Raw genomic sequence first — 16303 nt, 5'->3', positions numbered from 1 at the left:
GGTTTAATCATCGCCCATGTAATATTTATGATAAATTGAAGTATAGGTGCCGTCATTTTCTATGTTAAAGATGGCCCTGTTAATTTTCTCGATCAGCGGGGCTTTGTCAGGCAGGCCGATAATGCCATAGCCTTCCCCTAATTGAATGCTCTTTCCCACATTTTTTATATTGTAAATGCTGTTACTTATAAACATATAAGCCACTACATCGTTCAACCCAATGACATCGATTTTATGATTGGCCAAATCAGAGATCAGATCATTCATGCTGTTATAGGCAATAATCTTGTTAATATTCCCATAAGGACTTTCTACTAATAAGGTATAAAATGTGTCCTTCATTGCTCCAATTTTTTTATTCTTGATATCCGCTAACTTGTCAATCCCACTATTTTGCAAAGCGACAAATTGCATTTTACTGACTGCATAGGGAATACTGGCTGCATATTGATCCAGCTCAAAAGGTGTATAGGGGTTAGGCATAACCAGCAAATCGATTTTTCGGTTATCGAGCAGCTCGAATTGATTATGCAGTGTCACACTCTTATATTCACAGCGTCTTCCGATCTGCTTACAAATGGTATTCATTATATCGATGCAAAAACCAAAATAATATGAGCCTCGAGCGCTATCTACCTTCTGGACAATAGGAAGCCCCGGCACTGTGACCCCAACAATCAGGGAGGAGCAGAAACCAGAATTACAGAAAATCAGTAAAATGAAACACAGCGTCATCCCTGGCTTCAAGGCTCGATAGATATCCATATGATCTCTTGGGCATTTTTATTAAATTTAGGAAGAGGATTGAAAATTGTCAATTACGCCGAAAGAGGATCAGAATTCTTGTCATTTCATTGACAAAAATGAATGGCATTAATACACTGAATTTTTATTCAAAATTTCAACCCCTATGGCCGTTGATTTTTTTAACCCTTTCTCAGGGATCCAGGAAGCAAAACGCACCCCTCACGCCAGGACTTTGAGAACCTCCCTTTCGCAAAAAATAAAAGATACTTACTTCATTTTTGCAGGTAATGAGAACCATGTAGGCATCTATGATTATGCCAGCTTATTCATACCGCGGCTTCTTGAAAATGTGTTGCCCTGGAGATGGGCTTTCGCTTTCTACATTCTCCGCGCAATCATCAGCGGTGCGGCTACAACTCTGGTTTTGCCAATTGTGTTAATTGTACACGCTGTTTCGGAGAGCATTGCCTGGAATTATAAAAGACAGGCGATGGAACTTAAGGGGTATGATATTGGCGGTGATCTGGAAAATGGAAAGCTGCAGGGTTTAAGCTGCGCTGAGTTTTTAGAGAAAAACAATCTGGACATCGAAGACATTCAGGTCACTGTTGAAGAACTGAACCCTTATCTTCAAAAAACATTCATTCACACCTCCCATCAGCTGAGATTCTGGCGGCATCCACAGCAGGAAAAAAAGAAGGAGGAAATCACTGATTTTGTAATCCCATTACGGCGAGGAACGGACACGGGTCTGTATTCGTTTTTTCAATTAAATGTTGGACGGGTAGTCAGTACTATTGAACACTGCAATCATGTCCAGGAAACAGACATTAATAATGAGTTACTTAAGCGTTATACGGGATAACTTCAGAACCAAACAACTAAACCCGCCGTCTTTGCGAACGCAGTGAAGCAATCCAGATCGAAGTCTGGACAAGGTTAGGAGCTGGATTGCTTCGCTGACGCTCGCAATGACGGTTTTATACTCTATCTTCATTGCCAGGCGCATAGAACCTTAAGATAAGCCCTCAGCCTGAGCTGCTTTAAATTGACCTCTGCTTTGCCATAAACTACTGATTAACGGTGGAGAACACATCAACAGCAATCCAAGGATTAAAGTCAATTCATAACGGCCTGTGCTTCCGACATTAATATTTTCCGGAGGCATGAAACTGACAACCAGGGTAGCCAGTGTTCCAATGATGCCAACTGAACTAACGAACAGTAAGCCCGCTTTGCCTCCGGGAATGCGAAACGCGCGATAATGATCCGGAGCACTGAATCTTAATTTGATTGCTGCAAGAAACATCATTAAATACATCAGCATGTAGAGCTGGGCCGCGAGAGCCGTCAATAACCAGTATGAACCATTCACACTGGGCATAAACAGGAAGAGGGTTGATAAAAGCGTGACAATAACTGCCTGGGTAATCAACATCACCACTGGGGCATTTTGTCGATTGGTGCGTTGAAAAAACATCGGCAGATTACCATCCTGGGCTGCCACAAGAAGTCCTTTGGTAGGCGCAATAATCCAGTTACTAACGCCGCCAAGACCACCCATAACCAGCATCAAAGCCACTATTGGCATCATCCACACCAGGTGATATTGCTTAAAAAACGCGTTGAACGCCTGCATAATCCCGGCCACCAGATTGATTTCGCTGTTAGGTAATACCACAGCAATAGCCAGTGAACCTAATATGAGGGTGCTTAGAATGATCAGGACCGAGTAAATAAGCGCACGAGGAAAGGCATGCTGCGGATTATTGACATCATTCGCATGTACCGTGGCTATTTCTATCCCGCAGAATGACATCATAATCGCCGTTAACGAAACCCACATGGAGCGATCCTGCCAGTGCGGGCTGATACTTTGCAAGTCAAACTGAACTTGCAGAGGATTGCCGCCTGCCAGCCAGACAGCTCCCAGGCCAATGATTAAGCCCATCGGCAACAAAAGACCAGAAATAGCACAGATATTGCTAAACAGAGCAGATGATTTCATACCGCGCAAATTGACCAGAGTTGCTCCCCAGAAAGAACACACAATCACCAGCCATAAAAAATAAGGATTGTCCGCCATTGCCGGATTAATCAGATAACCGATTGTTCCTGCAACAAAGGAAAGGATAGTAGGATACCAGATGACATTTTCAATCCATTGCAGCCAGATGGCCAGAAAACCGGCTCTTTTACCAAAAGCCTCTTTAACCCAGATATAAATGCCGCCCTGTTTGGCCCAGCCGGAAGCCAGTTCGGCAGAAACCAGCGCGGTAGGAATTAAAAAAAATAAAGCTCCGAGAAAGAAAAAGGAAATCAGCTGGCTGCCAAACAAGGCCGTTGCAGGTAAATTCCGGATACTATCTACCGAGCCTACAGTAATCATTGTCAGACTAAAAATGCTAAGCGCATGCTTATTACTCATTACATTCCTTCACTGCTGGTCCACACTTGCTGAAGCTATTATATTGGCTTTAGCTTAAGAAAATCTTAATTATTGAATAATTAATGGTCAAAATGAGCTATTTATTTTAAACGAATTAAAATAAATTATCAAAATGCATCACTCTACGCCACTCTTTCGCATTTGTAAATAATGGATATGCTGAATAAAATTTGCTCATTTAAGACTACAGTAAATTGCAGGTATTTAACACTGATTGTTTATTCACATCTGAGTTATAATATCTCCTTTCTATTCGCCTGATTTTAATCATGGAAAATACGCTTTTGACCCAGGTGTTCATCTTTTTGGCGGCGGCCTCCCTTATTGTTCCGCTCGCTAGCCGTTTTAAGCTGGGTTCGGTTCTGGGCTATCTCTTAATCGGTATCGTTATTGGTCCTTATGGTCTGCGGCTTATGGGTAATGCCGAGCAAATTATGCATTTCGCGGAATTCGGGGTCATTATGATGCTTTTTCTGATTGGCCTTGAGCTTGAGCCTCCCATGCTTTGGCGCTTACGAAAAGCCATAATCGGCCTGGGCAGTTTGCAAGTGGGCATCACCACACTGGTCCTGACCATGCTTGGTCTTTTATGGGGCTTTAAATGGCAAACCAGCCTCGCTCTAAGTATGGCTTTTTCCTTGTCCTCAACCGCTCTGGTTTTGCAAATGCTGGAAGAAAAAAACCTGCTGCGGACTGTTGAAGGCGAAACCTCTTTTGCCGTTTTATTATTTCAGGACATTGCCGTAATTGCGATATTGATTATTCTACCCTTACTGGCAGCCGAGCCCGGCCTGGCTGCTGCCAGCGAAGCTCATGCAAGCCGTTTTCTGAACTTGCCGGAATGGGCGCATGCCATTACCGTCGCCACCGTCATCAGCTTGCTGGTTATCTCCGGTCACTATTTTTCACGTCATCTGTTTTCAATGATTGCCCGTACCAATCTGCGCGAATTATTTACTGCAACCTCGCTGGCTCTGGTGGTCGGTATCACTTTATTAATGCAAACCATCGGTGCTTCCCCCGCTCTGGGAGCATTTGTCGCCGGCGTGGTTCTCGCTAACTCCGAATACAAGAGAACACTGGAAACTGATATCGAACCGTTTAAAGGCTTGCTGCTGGGTCTTTTCTTTATTTCGGTAGGCATGAGCATGAATTTCAATTTGCTGTCTTCCCATGCGGCATCGGTTCTCACCGGAGTTTTCCTGATTGTGATTATCAAAGCAGTCATTCTGATCGGACTTGGCTATTCTTTTGGATTAACCCGATTACAAAACCTTGGTTTTGCCCTTTCGCTTTCTCAGGTTGGGGAATTTGCGTTTGTTCTTTTAAAGTTTTCTGCCTCACTTGGAGTTATTTCTCTACAAATCAGTGAGTTGAGTATATTAGTCGTGGCGCTTTCAATGTCCATAACGCCCTTTCTGATGCTATTGTATTACCACATTCTCGTACCCCGGTTTATGAGCCGGATTCCAAAGCCTGAATTCGATACCATCAAGGAAAATCATCCTATTATTCTGGCTGGCTATGGACGTTGCGGCCAGATTATCGGACGTTTTCTTACTGCACAAAAAATTCCTTTGACTATTCTGGAAAGGGATCCTGAGCAAATTGAACTGCTTCGTAAATTTGGCTTCAAAGGCTATTTCGGCGATGCCACACGTCTTGATTTACTCCAGAATGCCGGCGCTTCCCATGCGAAACTGCTAATTATTGCAGTGGCTGATCCGGAAGTAAGCCTTGAAGTCGCCGCGATGGCTAAAGAAACCTTTCCCCACTTAAAAATCTTTGCGCGCGCCAGAAACCGCCGGCATGCCTATGAATTGCATAAACTCGGTGTGGATTACTTCAAACGGGATACCTTTGATTCAGCGCTTAATATGGCAAAAGATATTATGATTGAGCTTGGACACAACCCCAAACACATGGCAAAAAAAATGCAAATGTTTGCCGAACTGGATGACGCTTCACTTAGAAAATCCTTTGCCTTTTTTGATGAGGAGTCGACTTTAATCAACTTTTCGAGACAAGTGAACTGGGAACTTGAGAAAGTCTTGCAAACGGATTTGGAAGCCCAGCATGCCGTATCAAGAAAAGAGGTTGAGGCTTAAAGAGTATTTAGTTAAGGAATTATTGTAGGTTGACCCTTGGCACACGCAAAGGCATTGAACCACTCCAGAATTCAATGTTGGGCCAAGGGCCTAACCTACAGGCAATTGCAGAATTTTCTTGGACTTTATACTTATTTAACTACCATAATCCATTTGGAAGAAGGGTCAGTTCGTTTGTTATTATTTGGATTACCTGCAGTGTAATGTTTGCTCATCAAGGTACTGGTATTGCCATCAAATTTATTATTGCTGATGTGTTTTTTCAGACACTCACTCACGGTTTCTCCCGTTGTTTTTCCGCAGAAAGCCTGAGTGAAGTCATAATAAGGCAGAAGTTTGCTGCTATCCGCATTTTTTCCGATGAAATGATAGGTTACATAATCTTTTAATCGCCATGCACTGCCTGAATTTGACCTTGAAAAGCTCAGGGTTTTAAAGGAGGAAGCATTTCCATGGTCCACGCCAAGGCCTGCTGAATAAACGATGGGGATTACATAGCTTTTGTTGCCAACGACCATTGCGTGAATTTCATCATAATGCGAGTGAGCAGCCATCATGCCAATGACGACCTCAGGGTAAGCCTTGATTATTTTTTTGAATGAATTCTGGTAGTCTGTTTCCCAGGATTGTGGAGGAACATGCATTGCAAGTACCACACTGTTATTTTTTGCACGACTGGATTTCAGCTGACTCTCCAGCCATTGCATTTCTTCCCTGGCACCCTCGCGTGAAGGAGAAAAACTGGGTCTGTTCACAAATAACACGCTGTTTATTGACAGCATTTTGAGATGATCACCTAAATAAGCGGAGTAATAACCATATTTTTTATTTTCACTGCTAATACAGGCCTGACCCTTGTATGGGCATTTAGTCCCGGTTGAAAGAAAGCCATTGCCATTTCCGGTTATTGCTTGCAAAAGCGTATAGGCTGAATCATCACGATAACTAAATGGACCGTAGTTTCTTTGTAATGAATCGTTATTTCCAAACACGGAAAAGAAAGGAGCAGGATTTATCTTTTCCTGAAGCGCTTCGAAAACGCCATTAATATCATCCCGGGAGGTTTTACGGCTATAGCCATTATGAGCCGGCAAATCGCCAAGTAACACGACAGAAGGATTGGCAGATCTCTTCAGATCAACCTGTTCTCCGAGTTTACTGATTAGTGTCTGATAGCTTCGTTGGTCCAACTCATTCCTGAGATCAGCCGGCGGATTAATATTGGTTGTTTTGCGAAGCGTGACATCCATATGCGGATCAGAAATTAAAAACAACTCAGCCTGATTACCGTTGCCTGCAGCTATGGCTGGAATGTTGACGGCATAGAGCAGGCTTGCAGCCATTACCATCATCAATTTTTTTGTGTTCATCATTGTCTCCTAATAAACAGGTTGCCAGTAAGCACTATTAGCGTTCACTTGATTACAATGATATCGATTGAGATTTAAGCCCTCGTTAAAGGCTCTACGCATTTTTTGCAAAACAGGTTGAAAAATCAGAAATAGTCTGTTTTCTTGTGGATTTCTAGAAAAACTGCCTTTAAATGGCCCTGCATTCAAAGGCAGATATTCAGACTTAAGCGTTATTATTGTTGTTCATCATAGCGTTTAACGCTGGACAACACTTCCTCTCGGGCCGGTTCGATGCCAGCCCAACCATCGACTTTCACCCATTTCCCTTCTTCGAGATCTTTATAATGCTCAAAGAAATGTTCAATAGAAAGCAACAGCGGCTTAGGCAAATCCTGATAGGTTTCAACGCCTTCATACATTTTGGTTAACTTGTGAGCCGGCACAGCTAAAAGCTTGGCGTCTACCCCTTTTTCATCAGTCATTTTCAGCATGCCCAGTATACGGCAGGCAATCACAGATCCACTGATCAGAGGTACAGGAGTAACTACCAGAACATCAACCGGATCACCATCTTCCGAAAGCGTATTCGGGATATAACCATAGTTTGCCGGATAATACATGGCCGTTGCCATGAATCGATCGACAAATAAAGCGCCGGACTCTTTATCTACTTCGTATTTTACCGGTTCTGCATGCATAGGAATTTCAATTACCACATTAATTTCATTGGGTATGTCTCGACCACTATTAATCCGCATTAAGCCCATTTTCTTCATCCAAAAAATTTTTTCGCAGGTATTATGCTAAAAAGTGCTTTAAAAGGCAAAATTAGTCACTCTCAAGCAGTAAACTTTGAAGTGCCTGCCATCTCGGAGTATAATCATTTATTAAGCCAAATTCAGGAAAACTATGGATTGCTTGTTCTGCAAGATTGCAAAAGGTGAACTCCCGTCAACGATCGTTTTTGACGGGCCTGAGATCATGGCCTTTCGGGACATTCGCCCTCAGGCACCGACTCATATTCTGGTCATTCCCAAGCAGCATATTGCTACAATTAATGACACAGACAGCAAGGATGAGCAACTCCTCGGAAGAATGATCCTGACCGCCAAAAATCTGGCTAAAAAAGAACATTTAAGTGAACAGGGATATCGGCTTGTTTTTAATGTGAATTCAGGTGGAGGGCAGGAAGTTTACCACATTCACTTACATCTTCTTGGCGGCCGTCAAATGACTTGGCCACCAGGTTAGGACATTGTCAATGCATGAACTATATACAAAAATACTTGAAGAAATTGGTGAAGATCCTAATCGTGAGGGTCTGAGAGATACTCCAAAACGAGCAGCCACTGCTTTTCAATATCTGACTAAAGGCTATAATGAGGATCTCCAGGATATCATTAACAACGCCCTATTTGAGTCAGACATGAGCGAGATGGTGATTGTTAAGGATATTGAATTATATTCTATGTGCGAACATCATCTTTTACCATTTCTGGGCAAATGCCATGTGGGTTATTTGCCAAACGGCAAGGTATTGGGATTGTCCAAAGTGGCTCGCATTGTGGAATATTTTGCCCGCCGTCTGCAGATTCAGGAACGTTTAACTATGGAAATTGCCAGTTGTATCGAATCCATTACGGGTGCGAAGGGTGTCGCAGTAGTCATTGAAGCCAAACATCTGTGCATGATGATGCGCGGCGTGGAAAAACAAAATTCAAGCATGTTGACTTCGGTTATGTTAGGCGATATGCGTCAAAATGTGAGCAGCCGGGCTGAGTTTCTGTCTCTAATCGGTAAATAAAATCTCGAAGTAATTACATCGTCTCTCGGCCTCCCGTGAAAGCGGGAAATCCGTTGGCATCCTGTTTATACCCCTTTTATTCATCGAATCGCAACCAGAAAATTGATTGTTTTTTAAACAACTACTATATTTTATTTACAATATGAGTAGTTTATTTCTGGAGCAATCAGCCATGGCCAAAGCTCGTAAAACCTATGCAAAAGAAAACAAAATAATAGCGGATGAAAATCTGGAAAAATTGTCAGGCGGCTTGAATATCCAGGTTATAGGATTTAAGGAAGGAAAAAATACAAAAAATAAAGGGAAAAAGAAAAGCCGTTGATTGATGCTGAACGGATTAGGATTGATTTCTTGAATTGTTGATACAATTTTTTTATGAGAGATCAAAAATTATCAGGTTAGTACTGGAGGTAATTTAGTATGGCCAAAACACCCAAAACCACCGCAAAAGACAAAAAGATTACCGATAAAAATCTGGAAAATTTATCCGGTGGAACTATGCGTACACCCAAAGCCGAGATAATGGGTTATGTATTCGAAGGTAACCCAAACTCATCTCCCTCAAAAAATACAAAAAAGAAACGGCAAACTACAGTTAATCGGCCTTTGTAGGTGTTGGAGAAAAACAAATTGAAATAGCGGAGGACCAGCAATCCTCCGCATTTATTGCTAGAGATTGTCAGAATGCTCAGACAAATACTCTGCGACTCCTTTTGGTGAAGCTTTCATACCTGCCTTACCTTTTTCCCAGCCAGCAGGACATACTTCGCCATGTTCTTCAAAAAATTGAACTGCATCGATTATGCGAATAATTTCATCGATGTTGCGGCCGATTGGTAAATCATTAACGATTTGTGAACGGACGAGACCATTTTTATCGATGATAAAGGCACCACGGAACGCGACACCAGCCACAGGATGCTCGACACCATAAGATTGGCAGATGGTGTGCGTCATATCCGCAGCCAGAGTGAACTCAACAGCGCCAATACCACCTTGCTTGGTGGGCGTATTGCGATAAGCATTATGGGTGTACTGAGAGTCAATTGACACGGCGATTACTTCGACGTTTCTGGCTTTGAACTCATTCATACGGTGATTAAGAGCAATCAATTCAGACGGGCATACAAAAGTGAAATCGAGGGGGTAAAAGAATATCAACCCGTAACGATCTTTTAAAGCACTGTGTAAATTGAATTTATCAGTAATTTCACCATTGCCCAACACTGCAGGCACAGTAAAATCAGGGGCTTTTCTTCCAACTAAAACACTCATTCCTGCTCTCCTTTTTCGGCACATCGCAATGTGCTTAATTCTTATTATTTTAAGAGGTTACTGCTTCACGCAAGATCGCTTCCAGCTCACCTTGCTGATATAACTCGGCTATGATATCAGATCCTCCGATTAATTCACCCTTTACATAGAGCTGGGGAAATGTAGGCCAGTCAGCAATTTGCGGCAGAGCCTGTCGGATATCGGGATTGGCAAGCACATCCACGTAGGCGAAATTAACGCCGCAGGCATCAATGCATTGGACAGCGCGGGCCGAAAAGCCGCATTGGGGCATTTTGGGACTGCCTTTCATGTAAAGTAATATAGCATTCTCTTTGATCTGCTGTTTAATTTTGCTTATAACATCCACTGAAATTTCCACAAAGGCACCTAAAAAAGTTTCGATAAAACATAATTATGGCGAAAATAAGTTCAATTAGCAACTGAACAGCAATCCAGGCCGGTCATTTCAATCAATTTTTATTACAGATCCCCCGGCCCTTCTCATCATTTCCTCTATTGAGAGCTTTGATTTAATTGAATATGCTCAACATCCTGCTACACTTACCCATTCAACTTACTTATTGGAGAAATCATGGCTTTTTCACTCCCTCCACTTCCATATGCAATGGATGCTCTGCAACCCCACATTTCCAAAGAAACTCTCGAATATCACTATGGTAAACATCATAATGCCTATGTTACCAATTTAAATAAATTAATTCCCGGCACCCAGTTTGAGTCCATGTCTCTGGAAGAAATTATCAAAAACTCAACAGGCGGTATATTTAACAATTCAGCCCAGGTGTGGAACCACACGTTCTACTGGCACTGCCTGAGCCCACAGGGTGGAGGAGAGCCTGCTGGACAGTTATCCGAAGCGATTAACAAAACGTTTGGATCTTTTGCAGCTTTCAAGGAACAATTTACCCAGGCAGCGATTACTACCTTTGGTTCTGGCTGGGCCTGGCTTGTTCAGGACAATGCCGGCGATCTCAAGATCATTAGTACCAGCAATGCAGGTACGCCGATGACGGAAAATTTAACCGCCCTACTCACCTGCGATGTCTGGGAACATGCCTATTATATCGATTACCGCAATGCGCGACCGGATTATGTGAACGCATTCTGGTCATTGGTGAACTGGGATTTCGTAAGCAAGAACATGCGTTAATTCAGGAGTTCATTTTTAATTTAAATACTGCTATTTTAGGGGCGATCGATATCGTTCTCGTTCGCTCCGATATCTCTCAATTCCTGCATTAATCCATGCAGCAGCTCGAATAACCCGGAAAAGGAATATCATGGCAATAATAACCAGTTACAGCCCAATGCCAATTTCATTCACTCATGGAGAGGGAGTATGGCTGTTTGATGAGAATGGAAAAGCCTATCTGGATGGCTTAAGCGGCATTGCCGTCTGTGGACTGGGACATGCGCATCCTGATATCACTCGAACCATTCAGAATCAGGCGGCAAAACTTTTACATACTTCCAATGTGTTTCATATAAAAGAGCAGGAACTTCTGGCTGAACGGCTTACCAAAATGACCGGCATGCAGCAGGCATTTTTTGCTAACTCGGGGGCGGAAGTCAATGAAGCAGCTATCAAACTGACTCGTTTATACGGGCATAAAAAGGGAATTGAAACCCCTTCAATCATTGTTATGGATCGCGCCTTTCACGGAAGGACCATGGCAACATTAACCGCTTCCGGCAGCAGAAAAGTGCAGGCAGGATTTGAGCCGCTGGTACCAGGTTTTATCCGCGCACCCTTTAACGATATTCAGGCGCTGAAAACCATTGCTGAAAACCGCGATGATATCGTTGCCGTCATGCTTGAGCCTATTCAGGGTGAGGGCGGCATTTTTCCAGCAGAAAACTCTTATCTGCGCGCAGTATCCGATTTATGCCATCAGCATGACTGGTTACTGATTCTCGATGAAATCCAGACAGGAAATGCCAGAACCGGCAAACTGTTCGCTTTCATGCACGCCGGAATTCAGCCGGATATTCTGACGACAGCCAAAGGACTTGGCAATGGCATACCCATTGGAGCCTGCCTGATGAGCGGCAAGGCCTGCGACTTGTTTAAGCCAGGAAATCATGGCTCCACTTTTGGAGGCAATCCATTAGCTTGTGCAACAGCACTTACTGTTCTGGATGTAATCGAAAGAGAAAAGCTCTGTGAAAAAGCGGCTCATGATGGAATGCAGCTGCAGGATAAACTGATGCGTAGTCTGCATGAGCATCCGGGAATTCGTGCCATTCGTGGCCGCGGACTGATGCTTGGTATCGAAATTGACAAACCGGCCAGCGACGCCCGCCTGATTGGCCTGGAGAATGGAGTTCTATTTAATGTGACAGCTGAGAATGTTATTCGGCTTCTACCGCCGCTTACTATCACCGAAGAAGAAATGGATGAACTGGTGAAGCGTTTAAGTAAAACTATCTATCAGTTTTATGGAATGTGAGCGCCTGGCTTTCTCTTGCCCTGACCGGCTTGAGAAAGCCTGTCTTTGAAGCACTCGTTTTTTATTGCAAAGGGATCTCCTTTCCTGACAACACGATGCTGTCCGCATGCTGAATATTTAAGTATTCGCTACGCATCGCCTGCAATATTTGCTGCAAGGTTAAAAACTCATAACTGAGCTGAAAATACAATTCTGCGCTTTGATTTTCCTGCAGCTCACCCACTGTGAGATAAGCGGCCTTCCCCATATCTGAAAAATAACGGAGACTGACATGCCGTTTCTGAGCCATTCCGGGAAACAATCCGCAGAATAATAAGCTCTTATCCCCTACATCTCTTAGCAATTCAACCTGCTTATGCCGAGTGGAATGCATGGACTCGAGAAAATCCATCGCAATTACCGATTCAATCAGTTTAGTGCCTTGTGAAAAACGCATTAATAGAAAAACCAGATAACTTTCAGTGGTTTCATTTAAGACCATCTGCGTTGAGGCTTGCGCTTCATTCACCAATGCATGCCATTGACTAAGTTCTGTGGGATGCAATATCAACTTCTTCATGAATGGCTTCCTTTTTTTGTACTTGTCATAGAAAGTTTAGCAAAGTGCATACCAAAAGATTAAAATTTAGGCATGAGCCGAAAGAAAAACCATGCTGAATAAAGTATTTGAATAGCAGCTTTTTAACGCGCAGAACATAAAAAAATTATGCATTTTTATATTATTTTTCAATAAGTTAAATAATAGTTTGTACTTGAACCCTTCTCTGTTTTTTCCTAAACTGAAATTTTGCATCGCTTGGGTGTTGCAATGTATAAACGCATATTCGCATTCCTGTTAAGCTTCCTGATTCTCAATTTATATGCCAGTAATCAGCCAGATTGTGATGGAACTACAGCAAACCCCTGTTTGATTCAGGATACTATGCCGGAGACTATCGCGTTGGCCTCCATGCGGGATTTATCGCAAATTATTCAATTTAAGAAAGAAGAGCCCTCAGCATTGTGGGTTTCTGCAAGTGCAAATCCCAATTTGCAAGGCTGGCTTCAACTGGCAAGCTATATCACCGCAAAAAGCAATGACGAAGCATCGCAGCGCATCGTTCTGGATTTAAGACAGGAAAACCATGCCTATCTGAATGGTAATTCCATCACTCTTTCTGACACTCATAACTGGATCAACCTGGGTAAATCCACTGAACAAGCGGAACAGGCAGAACTGGATTGGCTTAAAGATCTGGGTAAATCGGAAGTTATTTCTGGAATATTGACTCCTGATCAATTCATCGAGCAGAGTTTTGACGCGGGTTCGACAGTTCAGATCGAATCTTTGAGCAATGAGAAGCAACTGGTGAGCAGTTTAGGCTTCGTCTATTACCGTTTAGCAGTAAGTGACCATCAGAGACCCACTGATGAAATTGTCGATGAATTTGTCAGCTTTATTGATCATTTGCCGCCGCAAACCTGGCTTCATATTCATTGTCGTGGAGGGAAAGGACGCTCCACAACATTCATAGTGATGTATGATATGTTAAATAATGCAGCAGAAGTGAGTTTTGATGAAATCATTGCCCGCCATGCCGCCGTTCCCCCCTACTATGATCTGGCCAATACAAGCCGTTCCGATAGCGAGCTGACTCATTATTTTGTTGAGCGCTATCAATTTCTTGGTTATTTTTATAATTATTCTCAGGCACGTCTTACAGGTTACTCGGGGAGCTGGTCGGAATGGATAAACCAGCAAACCATAGGAAGCGCTTCAAAACTACAGTGATTAATTCAGGCAATCTTATCAAAAAAGGAATAGTCAATCTGGGTATCGGGGAGATTTAAACCTATGGGGAAGACAAAACTATTCAAAAGCGCATGCCAAAAATCAGAATATAAATAATTCTGCAAGGGATGCTCTGCTTCTATCGGAAAACAGGGCCCGTGATTAACTTCCAGCAACCAGACCCGTCCATTGCTATCCACCATAAAATCCACGCCGAATAAAGCAAATGTTTTTAATGTGAAGCGGGTAAAGGCCTGAGGGTAGCGTTGCTTCAAGCCCTGAACCAATTGGGAAATAATCTGCTGGATTTGTGGATAAAGGGTTGAGAAAAATTCAAAACGCTCGGAAGGAATCTGAATGACATTGCTTTCCTCTTCATGCAAGTGTTCATTAGTCAGATGGGGACGCAAATCGCTGAATTGTTCAGGAGTGTAGGGGTGGCGGGATACATTCAGATAGCCTTTTGGAAAAAGATAAGCGCCTGCATAATTACTGAGCACCAGAAACATGCGAATACTATATTTACGCTGATCCCTTAATAAGTGGGGCTGGTTAATGTATTCCTGCAGTACATGCTCTCCGCCAAGTCGCTGGTTACTGGAGAAATGGGTTTCCAGGTCAACGAGATTATTAAAGATTTTAATAAATTGCCCATTATTTAATAAGGAAGGCTTTAAAATCCAAACAGAATTTTGCCTTCTAAAGCTGTTTTGATTAAGAAATTGCAGAATAACAGGCCAATTCAGATCGTTAATGATAAAAGTCGGCATCATGACTTGCGGACAATATTCAGCGACCAAATCGCTCAGGCAGTGCTTGAACTCGAGACACTGCGCCGCATTTTCATCAAACTGCAGATTGGCGTCACTGAAACGAGCCATCCATTTGAATCTGGCAGGCATCCATCCCGCTTGAAGCAGATAATAATTCAAATTAAAAAAAGTAGGACTTGTCGTTTCTGTGAACAGAAAACGCCCCGTTTTTAACCTATTCATTACACAATTCCGGATCCTTTTCGTTTAACAGGGATTTGGCTACAGAACTCTGTTTAATAATTAAAGAAGATAATATGCCTGCGAGCAAGCCCCAGAAGGCCGCATTGATCCCCAAAAAGTTAAGGCCTGAAGCAGAAACCAGAAAGGTAAGTATAGCCGCTTCGCGCTGCCTGTCATTGTCTAAGGCTTCCTTGAGATTGGCAGCCAAGGTACCAAATAAAGCCATACCGGCAACCGCCAGAACCAGCGTTGATGGGAATGCTGAAAATAAAGCGACGATAGTAGCACTGAATAATCCCATCATTAAATAAAACAGACCTGCACTGATTGTGGCACGATAACGTTTTGAGGCATCAGGGTCAGCCTCTTCATTCGCACAAATAGCTGCAGTGATCGCGGCCAGATTCAAACTGAATCCGCCAAAAGGAGCCATCAGCAAATTACCTGCCCCCATGATGCTAATCAGTCTGGACACAGGAGGATTAAACCCCTCTGCTCTTAATACCGTCAGACCGGGAATATTCTGCGAGGTCATGGTGATGATAAACAGAGGTAAGCCCACGCTGAATAATACCGTCCAGGAAAACTCAGGCCAGGTAAACACAGGACCCGAAAAGCTCCAATGCAGAGACTGGAAACGAAGCTCTCCTTGTAAAGCTGCAACCGCAATGCCCAGCAACAAAACGACAAGCAACACATAGCGAGGATAAAAACGCTTTCCGAGAATATAGGCAGCCAGCATCGCTAAAACCATTAGCTGGGCATCCTGTAAGGCAAGAAATACATTCAAACCAAAATGCAGGAGAATGCCGGCGAGCATGGCAGAAGCCAGCTCACCCGGTATACGCGCCATGAACCGCTCAAAACAGCCGCTTATACCCGCCAGAAATGTCAGTAACGCGGAACAAATAAAGGCGCCCACCGCCTCAGACAAACGCAGGCCTGTCAGACTGCTTGCCAAAAGGGCCGCTCCCGGCGTGGACCAGGCGGTCAGAATAGGCATGCGGTAATACAGCGAGAATCCAATACAGCTTATCGACACGCCTACTCCCAAAGCAAAAATCCAGGAAGCTAGTTCGGCTGTAGAAGCATGCACAGCAGAAGCGGCCTGAAAAAGAATAGCAGCCGAACTGGTAAAGCCGACCAGGACCGCGATGAATCCGGCAGAGAGATGAGAAAGAGAAAAATACGATCGCATGCTTGGATTCCTATTAAAAACACTCTAGGTATGTTATGATCGATGCGCTATAACGCACAGGACCCAAAGCATAGCATTGTGCGTTATAACGCTCAAGTTTTTATTTATCAGACTCTCGTATCAGGTTCTCCAC

The 16303-nt window shown here is 43.3% G+C and carries 18 protein-coding genes; 9 read left to right on the top strand and 9 right to left on the bottom strand.

All coding sequences use genetic code 11. The annotated features are described in order from the left end of the window. Positions 1-3: 3 nt before the first annotated feature. Positions 4-765 (bottom strand): transporter substrate-binding domain-containing protein, encoded by a 762-nt coding sequence (locus tag DYH61_RS00555; protein WP_058506818.1) that lies wholly within the window; start codon positions 763-765, stop codon positions 4-6. A 145-nt stretch (positions 766-910) separates the two neighbouring features. On the opposite strand from DYH61_RS00555, the gene DYH61_RS00550 reads away from it, so the two are divergent. After that, on the top strand, positions 911-1612 hold the full coding sequence (locus DYH61_RS00550) for a hypothetical protein (RefSeq protein WP_058506819.1): 702 nt from the start codon (positions 911-913) through the stop codon (positions 1610-1612). A gap of 150 nt (positions 1613-1762) precedes the next feature. Here the strand turns inward: DYH61_RS00550 and DYH61_RS00545 are convergent, their stop codons facing one another. After that, positions 1763-3175, bottom strand: coding sequence for an APC family permease (locus DYH61_RS00545; RefSeq protein WP_058506820.1), 1413 nt, complete (start codon positions 3173-3175; stop codon positions 1763-1765). Between the two features lie 290 nt (positions 3176-3465). Between DYH61_RS00545 and DYH61_RS00540 the strand changes: the two genes are divergently transcribed. Further along, a complete protein-coding gene (locus DYH61_RS00540; protein WP_058506821.1) occupies positions 3466-5304 on the top strand; it encodes a monovalent cation:proton antiporter-2 (CPA2) family protein in 1839 nt (612 codons plus the stop codon). Between the two features lie 131 nt (positions 5305-5435). Here DYH61_RS00540 and DYH61_RS00535 read toward each other — a convergent pair whose 3' ends face one another. Both DYH61_RS00535 and ppa read right to left on the bottom strand, forming a co-directional pair. Further along, positions 5436-6677 carry a metallophosphoesterase gene (locus tag DYH61_RS00535; RefSeq protein WP_058506822.1) on the bottom strand — a complete coding sequence of 414 codons (1242 nt, stop codon included), beginning with the start codon at positions 6675-6677 and terminating at the stop codon, positions 5436-5438. Positions 6678-6889: 212 nt separating this feature from the next. Continuing rightward, positions 6890-7423, bottom strand: coding sequence for an inorganic diphosphatase (gene ppa / locus DYH61_RS00530; RefSeq protein WP_058506823.1), 534 nt, complete (start codon positions 7421-7423; stop codon positions 6890-6892). Between the two features lie 142 nt (positions 7424-7565). On the opposite strand from ppa, the gene DYH61_RS00525 reads away from it, so the two are divergent. The 4 genes from DYH61_RS00525 to DYH61_RS00515 all read left to right on the top strand — a co-directional run bounded on the left by DYH61_RS00525 (position 7566) and on the right by DYH61_RS00515 (position 9072). Next, positions 7566-7907: a histidine triad nucleotide-binding protein gene (locus DYH61_RS00525; RefSeq protein ID WP_058506824.1), complete on the top strand. Its 342-nt coding sequence runs from the start codon at positions 7566-7568 to the stop codon at positions 7905-7907. Positions 7908-7917: 10 nt separating this feature from the next. Continuing rightward, entirely contained in the window at positions 7918-8460 is a 543-nt protein-coding gene (folE, locus tag DYH61_RS00520) for a GTP cyclohydrolase I FolE (protein ID WP_058506825.1), read from the top strand. A 172-nt stretch (positions 8461-8632) separates the two neighbouring features. Further along, positions 8633-8782, top strand: coding sequence for a hypothetical protein (locus tag DYH61_RS15560; RefSeq protein WP_157072288.1), 150 nt, complete (start codon positions 8633-8635; stop codon positions 8780-8782). 98 nt (positions 8783-8880) lie between these two features. Beyond that, positions 8881-9072, top strand: coding sequence for a hypothetical protein (locus DYH61_RS00515; RefSeq protein WP_058506826.1), 192 nt, complete (start codon positions 8881-8883; stop codon positions 9070-9072). 57 nt (positions 9073-9129) lie between these two features. On the opposite strand, the gene DYH61_RS00510 is transcribed toward DYH61_RS00515, so the two are convergent. Continuing rightward, on the bottom strand, positions 9130-9735 hold the full coding sequence (locus tag DYH61_RS00510) for a peroxiredoxin (protein ID WP_058506827.1): 606 nt from the start codon (positions 9733-9735) through the stop codon (positions 9130-9132). A gap of 49 nt (positions 9736-9784) precedes the next feature. Then, a complete protein-coding gene (gene grxD, locus DYH61_RS00505) occupies positions 9785-10102 on the bottom strand; it encodes a Grx4 family monothiol glutaredoxin (protein WP_058507301.1) in 318 nt (105 codons plus the stop codon). Between the two features lie 225 nt (positions 10103-10327). Here grxD and sodB point away from each other — a divergent pair, with 225 nt between their 5' ends. Then, on the top strand, positions 10328-10906 hold the full coding sequence (gene sodB, locus DYH61_RS00500; RefSeq protein ID WP_058506828.1) for a superoxide dismutase [Fe]: 579 nt from the start codon (positions 10328-10330) through the stop codon (positions 10904-10906). 130 nt (positions 10907-11036) lie between these two features. Beyond that, positions 11037-12206 carry an aspartate aminotransferase family protein gene (locus DYH61_RS00495; protein ID WP_058506829.1) on the top strand — a complete coding sequence of 390 codons (1170 nt, stop codon included), beginning with the start codon at positions 11037-11039 and terminating at the stop codon, positions 12204-12206. Positions 12207-12267: 61 nt separating this feature from the next. Here the strand turns inward: DYH61_RS00495 and DYH61_RS00490 are convergent, their stop codons facing one another. Beyond that, positions 12268-12765 carry a hypothetical protein gene (locus DYH61_RS00490; protein WP_058506830.1) on the bottom strand — a complete coding sequence of 166 codons (498 nt, stop codon included), beginning with the start codon at positions 12763-12765 and terminating at the stop codon, positions 12268-12270. Positions 12766-13014: 249 nt separating this feature from the next. On the opposite strand from DYH61_RS00490, the gene DYH61_RS00485 reads away from it, so the two are divergent. Beyond that, positions 13015-13977: a phosphatase domain-containing putative toxin gene (locus DYH61_RS00485; RefSeq protein WP_058506831.1), complete on the top strand. Its 963-nt coding sequence runs from the start codon at positions 13015-13017 to the stop codon at positions 13975-13977. 5 nt (positions 13978-13982) lie between these two features. Here DYH61_RS00485 and DYH61_RS00480 read toward each other — a convergent pair whose 3' ends face one another. Continuing rightward, the gene (locus tag DYH61_RS00480) at positions 13983-14972 is read right to left on the bottom strand and encodes a YheC/YheD family protein (protein WP_058506832.1); all 990 of its coding nucleotides are present in this window, start codon (positions 14970-14972) and stop codon (positions 13983-13985) included. Beyond that, positions 14965-16170, bottom strand: a complete 1206-nt coding sequence (locus DYH61_RS00475; RefSeq protein WP_058506833.1) for a benzoate/H(+) symporter BenE family transporter — start codon at positions 16168-16170, stop codon at positions 14965-14967. The genes DYH61_RS00480 and DYH61_RS00475 overlap by 8 nt, the downstream gene beginning before the upstream one ends. Positions 16171-16303: the final 133 nt, after the last annotated feature.

The organism is Legionella quinlivanii, assembly GCF_900461555.1.
Lineage (GTDB): Bacteria > Pseudomonadota > Gammaproteobacteria > Legionellales > Legionellaceae > Legionella_C > Legionella_C quinlivanii.
Note: the sequence above shows the minus strand (reverse complement) of the source record. Positions and strands in the feature narration are given on the sequence as shown.